The 17,858-nt window shown below is 50.7% G+C and carries 11 protein-coding genes, 1 other RNA gene and 1 riboswitch; of the genes, 10 read left to right on the top strand and 2 right to left on the bottom strand.

Annotation, left to right across the window (positions count from 1 at the left end; genetic code table 11):
• The first annotated feature begins 168 nt into the window (after positions 1 to 168).
• Together T320_RS12295 and T320_RS12290 are read left to right on the top strand one after the other, a co-directional pair.
• Entirely contained in the window at positions 169 to 7,563 is a 7,395-nt protein-coding gene (locus T320_RS12295; protein ID WP_037356255.1) for a non-ribosomal peptide synthetase, read from the top strand.
• An 18-nt stretch (positions 7,564 to 7,581) separates the two neighbouring features.
• Complete coding sequence (locus tag T320_RS12290) at positions 7,582 to 8,919, top strand: MATE family efflux transporter (RefSeq protein WP_037356250.1); 1,338 nt, start codon at positions 7,582 to 7,584, stop codon at positions 8,917 to 8,919.
• Positions 8,920 to 8,991: 72 nt separating this feature from the next.
• On the opposite strand, the gene deoD is transcribed toward T320_RS12290, so the two are convergent.
• Positions 8,992 to 9,702: a purine-nucleoside phosphorylase gene (gene deoD / locus T320_RS12285; protein ID WP_037356248.1), complete on the bottom strand. Its 711-nt coding sequence runs from the start codon at positions 9,700 to 9,702 to the stop codon at positions 8,992 to 8,994.
• A 158-nt stretch (positions 9,703 to 9,860) separates the two neighbouring features.
• Between deoD and T320_RS14735 the strand changes: the two genes are divergently transcribed.
• The 7 genes from T320_RS14735 to T320_RS12260 all read left to right on the top strand — a co-directional run bounded on the left by T320_RS14735 (position 9,861) and on the right by T320_RS12260 (position 14,506).
• Positions 9,861 to 10,010 carry a hypothetical protein gene (locus tag T320_RS14735; RefSeq protein ID WP_156032848.1) on the top strand — a complete coding sequence of 50 codons (150 nt, stop codon included), beginning with the start codon at positions 9,861 to 9,863 and terminating at the stop codon, positions 10,008 to 10,010.
• A gap of 31 nt (positions 10,011 to 10,041) precedes the next feature.
• A complete protein-coding gene (locus tag T320_RS14105; RefSeq protein ID WP_051608784.1) occupies positions 10,042 to 10,725 on the top strand; it encodes a 4'-phosphopantetheinyl transferase family protein in 684 nt (227 codons plus the stop codon).
• Between the two features lie 25 nt (positions 10,726 to 10,750).
• Positions 10,751 to 11,113, top strand: an RNA gene (gene rnpB, locus T320_RS14115) — RNase P RNA component class A.
• Positions 11,114 to 11,295: 182 nt separating this feature from the next.
• A riboswitch (cyclic di-AMP (ydaO/yuaA leader) is annotated at positions 11,296 to 11,450 on the top strand.
• Between the two features lie 46 nt (positions 11,451 to 11,496).
• A complete protein-coding gene (locus tag T320_RS12275; RefSeq protein ID WP_143035158.1) occupies positions 11,497 to 12,120 on the top strand; it encodes a C40 family peptidase in 624 nt (207 codons plus the stop codon).
• Between the two features lie 255 nt (positions 12,121 to 12,375).
• Positions 12,376 to 12,738, top strand: a complete 363-nt coding sequence (gene folB / locus T320_RS12270; protein WP_026761266.1) for a dihydroneopterin aldolase — start codon at positions 12,376 to 12,378, stop codon at positions 12,736 to 12,738.
• A gap of 178 nt (positions 12,739 to 12,916) precedes the next feature.
• The gene (gene recA, locus T320_RS12265) at positions 12,917 to 13,996 is read left to right on the top strand and encodes a recombinase RecA (protein ID WP_037356245.1); all 1,080 of its coding nucleotides are present in this window, start codon (positions 12,917 to 12,919) and stop codon (positions 13,994 to 13,996) included.
• Positions 13,997 to 13,999: 3 nt separating this feature from the next.
• A complete protein-coding gene (locus T320_RS12260) occupies positions 14,000 to 14,506 on the top strand; it encodes a regulatory protein RecX (protein WP_037356242.1) in 507 nt (168 codons plus the stop codon).
• A gap of 90 nt (positions 14,507 to 14,596) precedes the next feature.
• Here the strand turns inward: T320_RS12260 and T320_RS12255 are convergent, their stop codons facing one another.
• Entirely contained in the window at positions 14,597 to 15,979 is a 1,383-nt protein-coding gene (locus tag T320_RS12255) for an NAD(P)/FAD-dependent oxidoreductase (RefSeq protein WP_026761263.1), read from the bottom strand.
• 320 nt (positions 15,980 to 16,299) lie between these two features.
• On the opposite strand from T320_RS12255, the gene putP reads away from it, so the two are divergent.
• Positions 16,300 to 17,778, top strand: coding sequence for a sodium/proline symporter PutP (gene putP, locus T320_RS12250; protein WP_037356241.1), 1,479 nt, complete (start codon positions 16,300 to 16,302; stop codon positions 17,776 to 17,778).
• Positions 17,779 to 17,858 lie beyond the last annotated feature (80 nt).

Genomic DNA, 17,858 nt, shown 5'->3' with positions numbered 1-17,858 from the left:
CATGTCAATTCGCCCGCTTTTTGCTAATAGGAAATAGGAAAGAAGCGGTGAAGCGATAATTTAGAGGAGAAAGATGGGGAATGTCGAAAAAAGAAGAAATAAGGAATAACTTGCAGCAGTAACTGTAAGGCCGTTGATTTCTGAAGGATGGTAAACGGAGGAATGAAGATGGATATACAAGTGGAAAAAATTTTGGCAGTGTCAGAAGGGGAGCAGTATGTTTATGATGCTTCTGAGACTTGGGTGGATTTATTTCGCAAACAAGCAGAGAAATATCCTGACGGAATGGCTGTGGCTGATGAAAACGGCGGCATGACATATAAGGAACTGGATGAAGCATCTGACCGGGTGGCCAAGTACCTCATGGATGAGGGCCTTAAGGAGAATACCTTTGTGGCCATCCGCATGGGACGCTCCAAGGAATTCATCGCGGCGGCTCTGGGCGTGCATAAGGCAGGCGGGGCTTATGTTCCTCTGGACTTGGATTATCCGGCCGGCCGTGTGACCTATATGCTGGAAGATTCCGAGGCTAAAATGGTCATCACGGAAAAAACGGTAAAACAGGCCGTAGAAACGTGTCCGCCCCTTGCCCCACAGGAGTATAAGCAATCCCCCGAGGGCCTCGCTTATATGATTTATACCTCCGGCTCCACAGGAAAGCCCAAAGGGGTCATGATACAGCACAAGGCGCTCGTAAACTTTGTCCACTTCATTCGGGAGCGCTGGCATTTGACGGAAAAGAGCCGGATTGCCTGCCACTCGAATTTTGCCTTTGATGCTTCGGTGGAGGATTTGTATCCTGCCCTTACGGCTGGCGGCTGTGTCTATATCGTCCCCGAGGAAGCACGGCGGGACATCTTTGAAATGAAAAAGTTCATCGAAAAGCATGGCATCACCGGCGGCTGTTATACGACCCGTTTTGGTCAGATGCTGGCAGGGGATGAGCCGCTGAATGTGGACTACATTGTGCTGGGCGGTGAGGCCATGACGAGCACCGTCAAAGCGCGCGGTGCAGTTTACAACACCTATGGCCCCACGGAGTTTACGGTGGATGCTACGTATTTTGAATTGGAGAAGGGGAAGGAATACAATCCTATTCCCATTGGCCGTCCACTTTACAACTGCGCGGCGTTTATCCTGGGCGAAAAGCAGGAACTGCTGCCACTGGGGGAAGTGGGTGAACTCTGCCTGTCCGGGCCGCAACTGGCCAAGGGCTATTGGAAGCGGCCTGAACTTACGGCGGAGAAATTCATTGAGATTAAGGTTGCGGATGATGATGTGCGGCGCGTCTATCGCACGGGGGATTTGGCTCGTTACAATGAGGCGGGCCAGCTGGAATTTTTCGGACGCATCGACTTTCAGGTGAAGCTGCGGGGCTTCCGCATCGAGCTTGGGGAAGTCGAGAGTGCGGCGCTGAAATATCCAGGCATCATTCAGGTGGCAGCGGAAGTGAAGCACGATACCCTTTGCCTTTACTACACGGCGGAAACGGATATCGACGAACAGGCCTGGAAGTCTGCCATGGAAGAAAGCCTGACGGATTATATGATTCCCGGCTGCTTCATCCGTCTCGATAAGATGCCGGAAACGCCTAATGGCAAACTGGACCGCAAAGCCCTGCCGGAACCTGTGATGGAGCGTTCTGTAGAGTATATCGCGCCCCGCAATGAACTGGAGCAGGCAATAGTTGACTGTATGAAGAAGGCGTTGGAGCGGGATGTGAAGATTGGCGCGCTCGATAATTTCTTTGAGATTGGCGGCGACTCCATCAAGGCCATCCGCATGGTCAGCTTCCTGCGGGCACAGGGAATTTTGCTGAAGGCTAATGATGTATTGAAACACCGTGTGGTGGAAAAGATTGCCCAATTTGCCAAATATGGCGCTGAAGAAATGCAGGTCAGCCAGGAGCCGATAGAAGGCTTGGTTGAGGATAGCGGCATCTTCCTCTTTTACAAGGACCTTGACTATCCGGAAAGTGCCTATTTCAATCAGTCCACCCTGTTGGAGTGGAAGGGCAAGACCGATTTGTCAGCCTTGCAGGTGGCCTTTGATGGCATCACTTTTCAGCATGATATGCTCCGCACTAGGTTTGAGCAGGGCCATCTCTTTGTAAAGCCTGCAGTGGCCGGCGAACATGGCGTGGCGCTTGAAGAGTATACACTAACTGATGATACCGACAAGATAAAGGAACTCTGCGAGGATATCCAGTCCCATCTGGCGGTAGACAGAGCGTTAGTGCGGGCGGCTCTCCTGCATGCAGGCGCAAGGGACCTCTTCTTCATTACGGCGCATCATACCATTGTGGACGGCATTTCCTGGCGTATCCTGCTGGAGGATTTGGAGACGGCCTATGGGCAGGCTTTGGCAAAAGAAAGCGTGAAGCTGCCGGAAAAGACGCATACTTATCAGGATTATGCCCAGGCTATGAAGGAGTATCGGGACAGCTATGCCCTGTCGCTGGAGATTCCCTATTGGCAGGAAACGGTCCGCAAGGTTCTGGCTATGGAGACATCCAAGGGCAAGGATTACAGCCGTCATTTTGCGCAGCTTACTGTTTCTGTGAACAAGGCCGGGACAGACAAAATGCTGGCGGCTAAGCTTTCTGCCTATCAGCTCGAAATTAATGACCTTTTGCTGACGGCTGTCGGCAGAAGTTACCGGCAGACCTTTGGCAAGGACTCCTTGTCTTTGCAGCTCGAAGGTCATGGCCGTGAATACATCGGCAAGGAACTATTGACCGACCGCACCATTGGCTGGTTTACCTCCATCTTTCCTGTCGTGTTGGAAAAGCTGAATGGGGAAGCGCAGCATGACCTCATCCGGGTGAAGGAGACGCTGCACCGCATTCCGAATAAAGGTGTCGGCTATAATGTCCTCGCCTTTGTGGAGGGGCAGCATAAGCTCGCTTTTGAAAAGAATCTCATCCCGAAAATGGTGTTCAACTATCTCGGTGATGTGGCAGGTGCTGAGGAAAACAGAACGTATTTTGCCCCGGACAGCAAGGATGGTTTTTCTACGGGCTTGGACTATCAAGCGGTGAAGAATTGTGACGGCCCGGATTTGGCGGTTAACTGTCTGATTGACGGAGGGTGTTTCAACCTTTATTTGGATTATAATACAGGACTGTATGATGAAAAAACAGCACAGGCCTTTGCACAGGGAATTCTGAAGGAGATTGGGGAACTGACAGCTCATCTGGACAGTGTCCGTGAGCCTGTGGTCACGGCCTCGGATTTAGGGGAAACTTCCTGGAGTGAGGAAGAATTCAATGCCGTTGTGGAGGAATTTGCCGCACGAGGGGAACATATCGAGCGGATTTATCCGTTGACGCCACTGCAGGAAGGGATGCTGCTGTCCCATGTGATGGATCTCCATGATTCTGCTTATCGTCTAGTGGATATCTATGCCCTGAACTTCCTGCCCACGGAAAAAGAACTGCGTCTGGCTCTGGATGCGCTGGCCGCTAAGCATGAAGTTCTGCGCACGGCCATCATCCATGAGGGTGTAGCGGTGCATCGTCAGGCCATCACAGACAGGAAACTTGGCCTTTCGCTGGTAGATATCAGCAAAGAGCAGGACAACTTTGCCGCCGCAAACAAGCTGCGGGAGAAAATGCTTCATGAGGGTTTTGACCTGCAGAGAAAACCTTTGTTCCAGATTATCTGCGCCAAGACTTCGGAGAATACTGCCTGCCTGATTACGGCAGTTCATCATATTATCGTCGATGGCTGGTGTGTAGGCACGTATCTGAAAGACTTTGAGCATTTCCTGCAGATGGCAAGAGAAGGTGTAGCGCGGCCGGAGATTCTATCCGACAAGGCTGGGCTTTATGAGACCATGGTCAGGGAACTCATCGCCAAGGATAGGAAAGCAGCTACAAAGTACTTTGCCAATCTCTTGGAGGGGTATGAGAATCAGGCGGAGATTCCTGCCTATGGGAAGATTGCCGAACATGAGCGGTATAAGGACAATCGGATTATCAGGCATCTGGATGCCGGGCTGATTGGGCAGTTTGAGCAGATGTGCCGCAATGCGGGCGCAACACTTTCAAGTGGTATGGAACTGGCCTGGGGGATGGTGCTGCAGACCGTCTGCCGTCTGGATGATGTGGTGTTTGGCAAGGTGGTTTCCGGCAGGGATAATACCTCCGCCGATGTGTCCGACCTGGTCGGCCTGTTCATCAATACGGTTCCCGTGCGGCTCAAGACGGGCAAGGATTCTACTGCGGCAGAACTATTGCAGAATCTTCATGAACAGTCTCTGGAAGGTAATCCGTTTGATTTCTGCCCGCTGTCTGATGTACAAAAAGCGATTGGCATGTCCGAGGGCTTGGTCTATTCCATTCTCTCTTTTGAAAACTACGGGGATGATGAGGATGGTTTGTCCATGCTGAAGCCCATGCTCGTCAAGGAAGAGCATGTGGGCAGTTATGTCGGCATTGATGCAACGGCTTTGGCCGATGGCAGCATCGAGGTGATTCTGTCCTTCGACCCGCAGCGTTACCGCAAGATTGAGATGGAACGCATCTTTGCCCTTATGGAACATTACATTGCCTGCATGGTGGAGCAGCCTCAGCGTTCACTTCATTCCATGCCGCTTTTAGACAAAGAACAGGAAGCGGAGCTTATGGCTCTGTCCAAAGGGCCGACCTATGTGTATGATATGTCCGAAACATGGGTGGATATGTTCCTCAAGCAGGTGAAAGAAAGACCGGAACATACGGCCGTCGTGGACAGCACTGGAAAGTATACCTACGGGGAATTGGAGCATGTGTCCAACAGCATAGCAGCCTGGCTGAGTGAAAAGGGGACAAAAGAGGGCGACTTTGTAGCTCTGCGCATGGACCGTGTGAAGGAATTCCTGGCCGGCGTGATTGCCGTGGAAAAGCTGGGAGCAGCCTATGTGCCCATCGACCCGACCTATCCGGAGGACCGTATTGCTTACATGCTCGAGGACTCGGCTGCGCGGGCTGTTTTGACCGAAGAAGCGGTGGCGGAGGCCATAGCAAAATATCCAAGGGCAGAGTCGGTTAACCGCGCAGTGCCGCAGGGGCGCGCCTATATGATTTATACTTCCGGCTCCACGGGGCGTCCCAAGGGGGTAGTGCAGAGTCACCGTTCCCTGCGTGCTTATGTGGAATGGCGGTTGATTGATTTTGCTATCACCGAAAAGAGCATTCATGCCGTGCATCCGAGTTTTTCCTTTGATGCATCTTTGGAGGATTTGCTCTGTCCAATCGCTGCCGGGTCTGAAATTCATATTCTGTCGGAGGAATTGCGCCGCAATATGGAGGAGATGAAGGACTACTTCATCGGGCATGGCATTACCCATGCTTCGTTTTCCACGCAGATGGGCATGGCTATGCTTAATCAGTATCCAGAACTGCCCATGCGTTATATGTTGATGGGCGGTGAAAAGATGCTGCCCTGCAGAAAGACGGATATCCAGATTGTCAATGGCTATGGCCCCACGGAATTCACCGTGGTTTCGTCCTATCACTGGGTAGACCAGGAAAAAGACATCGATATTCCCATCGGCCGTCCCGTGCCCAACACCTATTCCTTTATCTGTGACACCTATGGCCATCTGCTGCCACAGGGCATGGCAGGTGAACTGTGTCTGGCCGGAAATCAGATTGCGGATGGTTACTGGAATAAGCCGGAAATCACGGCCAGAAGCTTTGTGCCCTGTCCGTTCCTGAAGGGTGAGAAGATGTATCGCACAGGCGATTTGGCACGCTACAATGAAGACGGGGTTCTGGAATATTTAGGCCGCATAGACCATCAGGTCAAACTGCGCGGTTTCCGCATTGAACTCGGTGAGATTGAGAACTGCGCCAGCCAGTACGATGGCATTGAGCAGGTGGCGGCAGCTGTGGTGAAGGAGCAGCTTGTCCTTTATTACACGCAGACAGAGGGTACCAAGATAGATGTAGAACAGTTTAAGCACTTCCTGTCCGGGACACTTACGGAATATATGGTGCCAACCGTCTATATACCGCTTGAAGTCATGCCCCTGACGCCCAATGGCAAAATCAACCGCAAAATCCTGCCTGTGCCGGACTTGCAGGGCCAGCACGTTGCCTATGAGGCACCGACCAACGAAATAGAGAAAAAACTCTGTGATGTCTTTGCCAAAGTATTAGGCTTGGAAGAAAACAGTGTGGGTAGAAATGATGATTTTTATCTCTTAGGCGGTGACTCCATAAAATCCATGCGGGTCATGGCAACGGCGGATATTGAAGGCTTGAGTGCCAAGACCATCTTCAAGTGCAAGACAGCACGGCGTATTGCAGAAGAACTTTCCGGACAAATGCTCGGGAATCTGCAGGAATACGATGAAGAAGCGCGGAGCAAGGCCATCCCCGCAACACTGGCGCAGATGCTGATGGTGGATGACCAATTCATGGACGTACGTTCGCCTATGTACAATATTCCCGTGTTCTATCGCCTGAATGCAAAACTGGATGCAGAAAAGCTGGCCAAGGCAGTGGATGAGGCGGTAAGCCATCATCCCGCCCTCAACTCCGTGTTTACCATAGACTTGGATGGGGAAGGGGAAATCAGACAGCATATAGAGCCGGGAATTCTGCCCAAAACAACCGTTAAGGATGTCACAGAAGAAGAGCTGGAACAGCTTACCCAAACACTGGTGCAGCCGTTCCGTATCTTCAATGCACCGCTTTTCCGCTCGCAGATTTTCCGCTGCGGTGAAAAGTTGTATCTCTTCATGGATGTGCATCACATGATTTCCGATGGCACTTCGCAGGGGGTATTGCTCGCAGATATTGCCAAGGCCTACTGGGGAAAACCACTGGCGCGTGATTACTATTACAGCTATCTGCGGCAGGAATGGGAAGCCCAGGGAACCAAGGAATTTGATGAGGCCAAGGCCTATTTCCAGAATCTCCTGGCCGGTCATGACTGGTGCAGGATTCCTACCCCGGATTTCGAGACATGGGAGACGGAATCGCTTATAGAGGCAGAAGATGGCGTCGTGACCGTTCAGCAGGTGGACGCGGCAGAAAAACGCCGGGGCTATTCCCGTACCGTTTTGGCCATTACGGCAGCCATGCTCGCCTTGCAGGAATACTGCCATAAGGACGAAATCAATGTCGATTATCTCAACAGCAACCGTACGGAAAAATACCTGCAGAATACGGTGGGGCTGGTATTCAAGATGCTGCCTCTGGCTGTGGATTTGCAGCAATATTCTTCTCTGGACATGCTGCTGCAGGAAGTGAACCGTCAGGTCATTGAGAGTTTTGCCAACAGTATTTGCGACTATAGTGCCAAGGAAAACATCGCCGAAGAAGATGCCATCGTGGTCAATTACGTTGCCCAATTGGGTGATGCATCCAATATGGAAGGCTTTGAATCGACGGAAGTTCCTTTGGCCGGTGTGGATGAATCCATGATGGGACATGCCGATCTCTATCTGCAGGAGAAAAACGGCAAGGTCAATATCCATATCGAGTATTTGGCCCATGCCTATGCTGAGGGCAGTATCCGGAAATTCCTGGATATCTACATCAAGCATTTCAAACAGTTGGTAAATGGATGATGGGAGGGGGACCGCTGGATGAAAATAGAGCTTTCCGAACATTTTACGTATAAAAAAATATTACTCTACAGTCTGCCGAATATCGGCACCATGCTGGCGATTACTTCGTTTCAGATGGCAGATGGTTTTTTCGTATCCAACTGGCTGGGGGTAAGCTCCTTTGCGGCTGTCAATCTGGTATTCCCTCTGCTGATGATGCTGGTGGCGCCGGGCTTCATGATTGGTGAAGGCGGCAGTGCCTTTATCTCCAAGCTCAAGGGGGAGGGCAATATAGAAAAAGCCCGGCAGTATTTTACGCTGCTGGTGGCGGTGATATTTATCTGGGGTGCTTTCTTTAGTACCTTGATGGTTATCTTTCTGCCGGAGATTGTCCGCATGCTGGGCGCATCGGAAGAACTTGTGCCCTATTGTCTGCGATATGGGCGCATCCTGTTCCTGTTCATTGCGCCGCTGCTCATAACCACGTCATTTCAAAGCCTGTGGGTCATGGCCGAGAAATCGGAGACAGGTTTTTACCTTTCGGTGGTGCAGGGCGTGACACATGTTATTCTGGACTGGCTGTTCATCGTGGCGCTGGAATATGAGATTGAGGGAGCGGCGACGGCAACCGGTCTGGCAACTATCGTGAATACGCTTATTACCTTGTGGTATTTCTCCCGTCCCAATGCCTCCGGCTTGCATTTTGTGCGTTTCCGCTTTGACCTCTATCGTCTGGCGAAGATTTGCTACAATGGCATATCCGAGATGGTCGATGCCGTTTCGGTCAACATTCTGGAGCTTGTCTACAATCTGCAGCTCATGCTGCTGCTGGGACAATTGGGCGTGGCCGCTATCGGTGTGCACAGCTATGTCGGCGAGGTGTTTTTATCCGTTTTCTTTGCCATCAATACGACGACGGTGACGGTGGTCGGTTACAAGTATGGTGCAGGGGATTTTGACGGCATAAGAGATTTGATGAAGAAGAACATCGTTTTGACGCTGGGATTGGGCTTCGTCATGACCGCTGTCGGTGTTTCCTTGGCCGATGACATTGCCACCTTGTATCTCGGTTACGACCCGGAAGCACATGCTTTTGCGACTAGAGCCCTCAGAATTTGCGCACTGGAATTTTTCCTGTACGGTTTTTGCCTTGTAACCTCAGGCTTTTTTACGGGGCTTGACCGGGGAACGATTTCGGCAGTCATTGCCGTCTGCCAGTCGCTGATTGCGCCGATTATCTTCATCTACTTGTTCCCGGTGCTGTTCGGTGCGGACAATATCTGGTACGCTGCCCCGGCGGCTACGGTGGTCGGAGCTATTCTTGGCACGGCTTTCCTGATAAAGAAAATGCCGCTGCTGGGAACGGAAGAAGATTGATTGCGTTTCGTTAAAAAATAGAAAAAGCCCGGACGAACTGTTTTTAGCGCAGTTCGTCCGGGCTTTTTAGTCTTAATCCTCGATAGCCGTTTCGAGGGCAATCTTAATCATATCGTTGAAGGTGGTCTGGCGTTCTTCTGCCGTGCAGGATTCGCCGGTTACGAGGTGGTCGCTGACGGTGAAGAGGGCCAGTGCCTGTACATGGGCTTCAGCAGCCAGCGTGTAGAGAGCAGCAGCTTCCATTTCCACAGCGAGGATGCCGTACTTGCGCAGCTTGTCGTTGTCGATTTCTTCATCATAGAAGCGGTCAACGGAAATGATGTTGCCGACCGTGGCTTTGAGGTTCAGCTTTTTGGTATTGGCAACGGCCTTGGACAGCAGCTCGTAGTCGGCGATGGGGCAGTAGTTGATGCTGCCGCCGAAGATGTTGCGAATCATGGAAGAGTCCGTGCTGGCAGCCTGAGCGATGAGCACGTCACGGAGCTTAACATCCGGATGCATGCCGCCGCAGGTGCCTACGCGGAACAGCTTTTTGCAGCCGAAGCTGTGAATGAGCTCATGGACATAGATGGAGATGGAGGGCATGCCCATGCCCGTGCCCTGTACAGAAACGGGCACGCCTTTGTACTTACCCGTGTAGCCCAGGATATTGCGAACGGAGGTGTACTGCTTTACATCTTCCAAAAAGTTTTCTGCGATGAATTTAGCGCGCAGGGGGTCGCCGGGGAGCAGGATGCGTTCTGCTACGTCGCCTTTTTCTGCTGCAATATGAGGAGTTGCCATGTTGAGTTCCTTCTTTCTTTGAAATGAATTACAAATGATAATGTTATTATAAGAAAAAATAACAAACAAGAAAAGGTCATCTGACCGTCAGTCTCATAGTAAATTGTAGCAAATAGCTTTTGCGGGCGCAAGATGGATTTTACGGCAGGAAATATATCTTGGATAGCGAAAAAATAAAGGAAATCCTTAAACATGAGCCGGGAGTATACGCTGCAGGTTCTTTATCGCTTGGGGATGGCTTGGCCGGTTACTTCCTGGGATTATTTGCAAAGGTTCATGCGCGCGCTGAACGGTTTGGGATATTTTGATGAAGCATAGTAAAGATTGTGAGGAAGACGTATGCGCGAAGTGATGATAACGCTCTTGCCGGTGGACTGTCTGCGTTCCCATCTGGGGGAAGCTGCAAGACTTTTGCCGGCAGCGCGCTATGAAAAGATGATGCGTTATCGGCAGGAGGAGGACAGGCTTAGATGCTTTGCGTCTTCCCTGTTGCTGCAAAAAGCAGCTCAGGGCCGCAGTATTTCCTATAATGAAGAAGGAAAACCTTTGGCGGAGGGAAAATTTTTCAATCTATCACATAGTGGAGCGTATGCTGTGCTGGCTGAGGCAGACAGCTCTGTGGGCGTGGATATCGAGAAAATAGTGCCCTATGGCGATTGGGTGCGGGAGGCGCTGACTTCCTCGGAATATGAATGGATGCTGCGGGGGCATGATGAGACTATGCGGCAGGAATGTTTTTATCGCTTATGGACTAGGAAGGAAAGTCTGGTAAAATGCGAGGGACACGGTTTTTCGTTATCGCCTGGGGAAATCAGTACCATGCCTGTGACTGAAAAAAAGTTAACAGAATATGCGGGAAAGGCGTATGGGATTTGCAGTCTCACCCTTGGCAATTATATGCTGTCGGCCGCCCTGCTGGGAATGCAGCCACTGCTTATGATGCATGAAATTTCCTGGGATGAACTTACCATGGACAAAGCAACAAATGTCAAATTAGCACCTGATTTGACAGATTCCTCTTAAAGTGTTATACTTTTTCGTGTTGAAATAAGTTGTCAAGACAATCGCGGCTGGTGCTAGACACCAGATGAGGAAAGTCCGGGCTCCATAGGGCAGTGTGCTGGATAACGTCCAGCGAGGGTGACCTTAGGGATAGTGCCATAGAGATTTAGACCGCCTGACATGTCAGGTAAGGGTGGAAAGGTGCGGTAAGAGCGCACCAGCAGTCAGGTGACTGGCTGGCTTGGGTAAACCCCACACGGAGCAAGACCAAATAGGGAAGGGATGATGCGGCCCGCGGAACCTTCCGGGTTGAGTCGCTTGAGCCGGCAGGCAACTGCCGTGCCTAGATAAATGATTGTCGCCTCCGCTTGCGGATGGAACAAAACTCGGCTTATTGATTGCTTATTCAACCTAAATGTAAATAAGATGGCTGTCGTCACGACAGCCACTTTTCATGTCAGCACGAATTCTGAAAAGAAACTGAAAAAATCGGAATTGATTTAGAATTGTGCAAAAATTAAAATCTTATTAAAAAATTTGCAGGAATACGACGACTTATGTCGTATTATATAAAATGGGTATTCAAAAATACATAGGATTAAGCTGAATCCAGCCCAGGAGCGGGGGAACCAATTTTTCGGGGCGAACTTCAAGATTACATTATTTGACAGTGTAAGGATTGTAGCGGGTGGTCTTCTCTACCCGAGCCCGGCAGCTAACCTCGTAAGCGAACAGAGAGAGGAGTTGGCTTTTTTGTTCAAAAAAGCAACAAAGCGTGTATTTGCGCTGTCCATGATCCTTATGTCCATGTTTTCTGTGTGTAGTGCGTCTGCATTCCGCGTAGGGGACCAGGGCACGGAAGTAGCCGAGATTCAGGGACAATTGGTCCGTCTTGGTTACGATGTATCGGCTGATGGGGATTTCGGTCCGGCCACGGCTGAGGCAGTTAAGGTATTCCAGTCTTCCCATGGGATGGCTGCAGATGGACAGGTAGGGCCGTCCACCTATACGGCGCTTCTCGGCAAATCCATGCCGGTGGTATCTCATGGCAGCAACTACATCAACCGTACCATTATTTCGGAATCCATGCAGTACCTTGGTGTACCGTATGTATTCGGTGGTACCAGCCCCAGCGGTTTTGACTGCTCCGGCTATGTACAGTATGTATTTGCTCATGCTGGTGTACATCTTCCGCGCACGGCAGATGTTCAGTATGAAGTAGGTTCGCCTGCTGGTGAACTCATGCCTGGAGATTTAGTGTTCTTTTCGACGTATGCACCGGGAGCGTCCCATGTGGGCATATACCTCGGCGACCGTCAGTTTATTCATGCGTCCTCCAGCATCGGGGTCAGCGTAGCATCCTTGGACAGCTCCTATTGGGGCGGCTGCTACCTGGGTGCCCGTCGGGTGATGTAATGAGCTTTTAGGGAGAGGCTTAGCCTCTCCTCTTTTTCTATATGATGAGGGATAGGCAAATGGGTGACTTATTTGTAGTGTTATTGATTTTTTTAGTCTGTGCGTATGGCATGTGGGAAGAAATGTTTAACGATTAACGAGAATATTTTGCGTATTCGGCAGGATTTTGCCACAGGTTAGCGAAATACACATGTAGAAAGCCCTGTAATAAACGATACAGGTTCAGCTGAATTACAAGTGATAGGAGTGACCACAATGGCAAAAGTGAGAATTCTCAACATGATGTTTTATGGGTTCCATGGTGTTTACGAGTATGAACGTGAGCAGGGGCAGAAATTCTACATTGATGTCGAAATTGAAACCAAGGACGACAAGCTGGTAGAGTCGGACGAGCTCAAAGATGGCGTTGATACGGCAGCTGTCTATGACATCGTTAAGGATATTACGGAAAACAAACGCTATACCATGCTGGGCTCCCTGTCCGCAGCCATTGGCGATAAACTGCTGGCAAAATATCCGCATTTCAAAACCGCTATGGCCAGAATCCGCAAACCGTCTGTACCCATCTCCGGCCCCATTGACTATGTAGAGGTCGAAGTGGTTCGTCACCAGAAATAATTGAATGCTAAAGAACGAGGTCGTCAGCTGACAAGAGCTGATGGCCTCGTTTTGCGCGCATTATAAAAATTACTGTGAAATAATATTTCACACATGGTGTATTGTCAAAAAAGGATATTTCTAATATAATAAAAACTGTTGTGACAGGTAATGAAATGTAAGAAAGGATGCAGATAGAATGGCAGCAGAGAAAACTGACCGCAAGGCTGTAGATGATAACAAAAAATTAGCATTGGCTAACGCCATGAAAAAAATTGAGAAGGATTTTGGTAAAGGTTCCATCATGCGTTTGGGTGATGCCCGGGCGCAGATGAATGTGTCCGTCATCCCCACAGGGATTTTGCCCATAGATATTGCTTTGGGCACTGGCGGCATTCCCCGCGGCCGTATCATTGAGATTTACGGCCCGGAATCTTCCGGTAAGACGACGGTAACCCTGCATATGATTGCTGAAGCGCAGAGAAATGGCGGTATTGCTGCTTTCATCGATGCGGAACACGCATTAGACCCGGTATATGCGCAGAAACTGGGCGTCGATATTGACGAACTGCTGATTTCCCAGCCGGATACCGGTGAACAGGCGCTGGATATTGTGGATGCTCTGGTGCGCAGCGGCGCCATTGACATCATCGTAGTGGACTCCGTGGCGGCACTCGTGCCCAAGGCGGAAATTGACGGCGAAATGGGTGACAGCCATGTGGGCCTTCATGCTCGCCTCATGAGTCAGGCTATGAGAAAGCTCACCGGTGTCATCAACAAGTCCCAGACGGTGGCCATCTTCATCAACCAGATTCGTGAAAAAGTGGGCGTTACCTACGGTAACCCGGAAGTAACCACCGGCGGTCGTGCGCTGAAGTTCTATTCTTCCGTACGCATGGAAGTGCGCAAGGGTGAAAAGATTACGCAGGGGGCTGATGTGGTAGGTAATCGTACCAAGGTTAAAATCGTCAAGAATAAGATTGCGCCGCCGTTCAAGACCGCAGAATTTGACATCATGTACGGCGAAGGTGTTTCCCGTCTGGGGACGCTTATTGACATGGGCGTGGAACTGGAAATCGTGGACAAGAGCGGTGCCTGGTATTCCTATGAAGGTACGCGCTTAGGCCAGGGCAAGGAAAAAGCTAAGGTGGAACTGGAAGCAAATCCGGCCATGGTCGAAGAAATCGAGCGCAAGGTTCGCGAAAAGCTGGTCAGCGATGCCGAGGCATTGGAGAAAGCAGCACCCACCGAAGCCGGTGACGATATGGACGAGGAATAATCCATGTGGGGAAACCAAGGTTATGGGCAGCCAAAACGCAAGCCTGTGAAACCTGCCCTCGTGACCGCTGTGGATATGCTGGCCCGGCAGGAGTACAGCGAGAACCGTCTCTTTGAAAAACTCATGGGCAAGGGCTATGAGGAGGACGAAGCATCTGCAGCCATTGCCTGCCTGCAGGAAAAGCATTACCTAAATGATGCCGAATCCTGCCCGCGGCGCTTTAACTATCTCTACACGGACAGCAGCTATTCCGTGCGGCAGATTTGCGAAAAGCTCAAGCAGAAGGGCTATCCTTCCGCATTGGTGAAGTCCTGCATTCCCGATGATAGGGAAGCGGTTGGTGAGCGCGAATACGAAAAAGCGCTTCGGGTACTTACGAGCAAGTATAAGCGCAGCCAGGATAAGCAGAAACTCATGGCGGCCTTGTTTCGGCGAGGCTATCAGAGCTCGGCGATTTATCGGGCAGTGAATGAGTTCCTGGCCGGACAGGAAGACGAGATAGATGAATAACGTGCAATAAAAGACGCCCGGTGGCTGATAGATGGGAAAGCATCATCAGCCACCGGGCTGTTTTCGTATGTCTTACATATTGTCGCTAATTTATTTTTTGCTGCGTTCAATAATCTGGCGGGCTACATAGACACCGCTGGCACCTGCCTGAGACAGACCGCGGGTTACGCCAGCGCCATCGCCAATGGCGAAGACGTTTTTGAGTTCCGTTTCCAGCTGATTCGTGAGTTTTACGCGGGAGCTGTAGAATTTTACTTCTACACCGTAGAGCAGGGTATCGTCATTGGTCATGCCCGGTGCGATGTTGTCGAGCGCCTGAATCATTTCAATGAGGTTGTCTACATGGCGCTTGGGCAGAACCAGAGAAAGGTCGCCCGGCGTTGCCTGCAGGGTCGGACGGGTGAAGCTCTTGCTCATGCGATGGGCGTTGGAGCGGCGTCCCTTCATCAAATCGCCGAAGCGCTGCACAATAATGCCACCGCCTAAGAGGTTGGAGAAGGAAGCGATGCGCTTGCCGTACTGATGCGGGGAGTGGAAGGGCTCCGTGAAGCGGTTGCTGACAAGCAGGGCGAAGTTGGTGTTCTTGCTCTGCAGTTTCGGGTCGCTGTAGGAGTGGCCGTTGACGGTGATGATGCCATCGGTGTTTTCCATAACAACATGACCGTGCGGGTTCATGCAGAAGGTGCGCACCTGATCGCCGTAACGTTTGGTGCGATATACGAGCTTGGCTTCATAAACCTGACTCGTGATGGGGTTCCAGATTTCATCGGGCACTTCCACGCGGACACCGACATCCACGCGGTTGTTTTCCTGCTTGAGGCCGAGCGTGTCGCATTCCGTGGAGAACCATTCGGCACCGGCGCGGCCGGGAGCGACAATCAGGTATTCGGCGGCAATTTTTTCACCGTCCGTAAGTTCTACTTCGTTTTCACCCTGACCGTCCGAATGGATATGGGCTACAGGACATTCAAAGCGGAATTCCACTTTGTCCTTGAGGTATTCATAGGTGGCCTTGAGCATTTCCAGATTGTTTTCCGTGCCCAGATGGCGGACGCTGGCAGCCAACAGGTGCAAATCATGCTGAATGGCCTTGTAGCCGATGTCGCTGTTTTCCGTGCTGAATACCTGAGCCGGAGCCCCGTGCTTCATGTTGATTTTATCTACATAATAGATGAGGTCCATGACTTCTTCATCAGATAGGTATTCATTGAGCCAGCCGCCGAACTGGGTGGTGAAGTTGTATTTGCCATCGGAGAAAGCACCAGCACCACCGAAGCCGCGCATGATGCTGCAGGGCTTGCAGCCAATGCAGCCTTTCACCTTGCCTGCGGAAATGGGGCAGACACGGGTATAGATATCCTTACCGCTCTCGAGCAGCAATACTTTGAGCTCGGGGCTTTTTTCTGCCAGTTCATAAGCGGCAAAGATACCGGCGGGGCCACCGCCCACAATCACAACATCATACTTCTTCATAGGTACTTCCTCCTAATTTTACACACACGAAAAGAGCGCAGATTCAGCCTGTACCAAGATATACTTAGACTAAGGCTATCTGCGTTTATTCCTAGCGTTTTCCGAAAAACCTTAGCTATTATACGGGAAGATTTTCGATAATGCAAGTGTTTTTTCCTGCAAAATGAAAAAAATCGCGAAAAAATCGGACGCATTTTGTCAACTATAACGATAATATTATAGCTCCTATAAAAATAAAGTTGCCAAACGGGGGTAAAAGCAAGTATAATTTAAGCTGTTATTGTAAACTTGAAAACCTGAAAGCATGAGGAGGAAACTTTTTGACAAGTCAATTAGCGATTATCAATACCTTTATTCTCTACATTGGCCTGATGATGGCCATTGGCGTTTATTATTACCGCCGTACCCGCAACATGAGCGATTATTTTTTGGGCAACCGCAAATTAGGAGCCTGGGTTACTTCCATGAGTGCCGAGGCTTCCGACATGAGCGGCTGGATGCTTATGGGCGTGCCGGGCTTTGCGTATCTGGCCGGACTTAATGCCGGCTGGATTGCGGTGGGCATTGCCCTCGGTACCTGGGCTAACTGGCATTTTGTGGCAGCCCGCCTTAGAAAGTACACGGAGCTGGCCAAGAATTCCCTGACGGTGCCCCAGTTTTTGGAGAACCGCTTTGAGGATAACAGCGGCTTGCTGCGCACCATCCCGGCGGTGTTTATTTTGATTTTCTTTACTATATATACATCCTCGGGGTTTGTGTCTTCCGGCCGTCTCTTTGAAACGGTGTTCGGTTTGCCTTATGAGTATGCCATCTTTATCGGTGCCGGTTCGGTGGTGTTCTATACGCTGGTGGGCGGTTTCTTGGCCGTGTCCCGCACGGATTTTATTCAGGGCGTTATGATGTTCTTCGCCATTCTGGTGGTGCCCATTACGGCGGCTATGGAAATGGGCGGCTATACGGCAACCGTTAATGCCATCAACAACGTGAGTCATTCGATGTTAGAGCCCTTTACCAAACCAGATGGTTCCACGTTGGGCACGATTGAACTGATTTCCCTGTTGGCCTGGGGCATTGGCTACTTCGGCCAGCCGCATATTCTCGTGCGTTTTATGGCGATTTCCAGTTCCAAGGAAATCAAACAGGCCACCCGCATTGCCATGACCTGGGTGGTGCTCTCTCTGGCTGCGGCAGTCGCTGTGGGTATGGTGGGCCGCGTGTTCCTGTCCCATGAACTGGCGGGCACGGAGTCGGAAACGGTATTTTTGGTGATGACCAATGAACTTTTCCCGCCGATTGTGGCAGGCTTGATTCTCTCGGCTGTACTGGCAGCCATTATGAGTACGGCTTCGGCACAGCTTCTGGTAGCGGCATCTGCCTTTGCTCAGGATTTTTACCGCACGCTTTTGCGCAAGGAAGCGGAGACTACGGAACTTATCTGGATCAGCCGGGCTTCGGTTTTGATTATCGCCTCACTGGCGATTTTTATCGGTTTGAATCCTTCCAGCTTTATTTTAGACATGGTGGCCTATGCCTGGGCGGGATTTGGTGCTGCCTTCGGGCCGGCTCTGCTGTGTGCTCTCTTCTGGCGCCGTACCACCCGCAATGGGGTGCTGGCCGGTATCATCGTGGGGGGCATTACGGTGCTCGTCTGGAAGCAGATTGACTGGCTGGGGCTTTATGAAATCGTGCCGGGATTCCTGCTCTCGCTGCTGGCCGTTTATGTGGTCAGCAAAATGGATAAGGAACCGGCAGCTTCCATCGTGAAAACTTTTGATGCCGTAGGCAAAAGCGAAATCTAAAATTATTTTTTTGGCAGGCAGGGATTTTCTCACACTATAGCGAAAAGTTAAGTTATGAAAATTGTAACAGTAACGAGTTC

The organism is Selenomonas sp. FC4001 (assembly GCF_000701565.1).
Classification (GTDB): domain Bacteria; phylum Bacillota; class Negativicutes; order Selenomonadales; family Selenomonadaceae; genus Selenomonas_A; species Selenomonas_A ruminantium_B.
The sequence above is the reverse complement of the archived record's forward strand: the minus strand, read 5'-3'. Positions and strand labels throughout refer to the sequence as shown.

Bases quoted from the DNA above. Each gene is read 5' to 3' on its own strand.
- T320_RS12295 (WP_037356255.1), top strand. From the start codon at position 169: ATGGATATACAAGTGGAAAAAATTTTGGCAGTGTCAGAAGGGGAGCAG.
- T320_RS12290 (WP_037356250.1), top strand. From the start codon at position 7,582: ATGAAAATAGAGCTTTCCGAACATTTTACGTATAAAAAAATATTACTC.
- deoD (WP_037356248.1), bottom strand. From the start codon at position 9,702: ATGGCAACTCCTCATATTGCAGCAGAAAAAGGCGACGTAGCAGAACGC.
- T320_RS14105 (WP_051608784.1), top strand. From the start codon at position 10,042: ATGCGCGAAGTGATGATAACGCTCTTGCCGGTGGACTGTCTGCGTTCC.
- T320_RS12275 (WP_143035158.1), top strand. From the start codon at position 11,497: ATGATCCTTATGTCCATGTTTTCTGTGTGTAGTGCGTCTGCATTCCGC.
- folB (WP_026761266.1), top strand. From the start codon at position 12,376: ATGGCAAAAGTGAGAATTCTCAACATGATGTTTTATGGGTTCCATGGT.
- recA (WP_037356245.1), top strand. From the start codon at position 12,917: ATGGCAGCAGAGAAAACTGACCGCAAGGCTGTAGATGATAACAAAAAA.
- T320_RS12260 (WP_037356242.1), top strand. From the start codon at position 14,000: ATGTGGGGAAACCAAGGTTATGGGCAGCCAAAACGCAAGCCTGTGAAA.
- T320_RS12255 (WP_026761263.1), bottom strand. From the start codon at position 15,979: ATGAAGAAGTATGATGTTGTGATTGTGGGCGGTGGCCCCGCCGGTATC.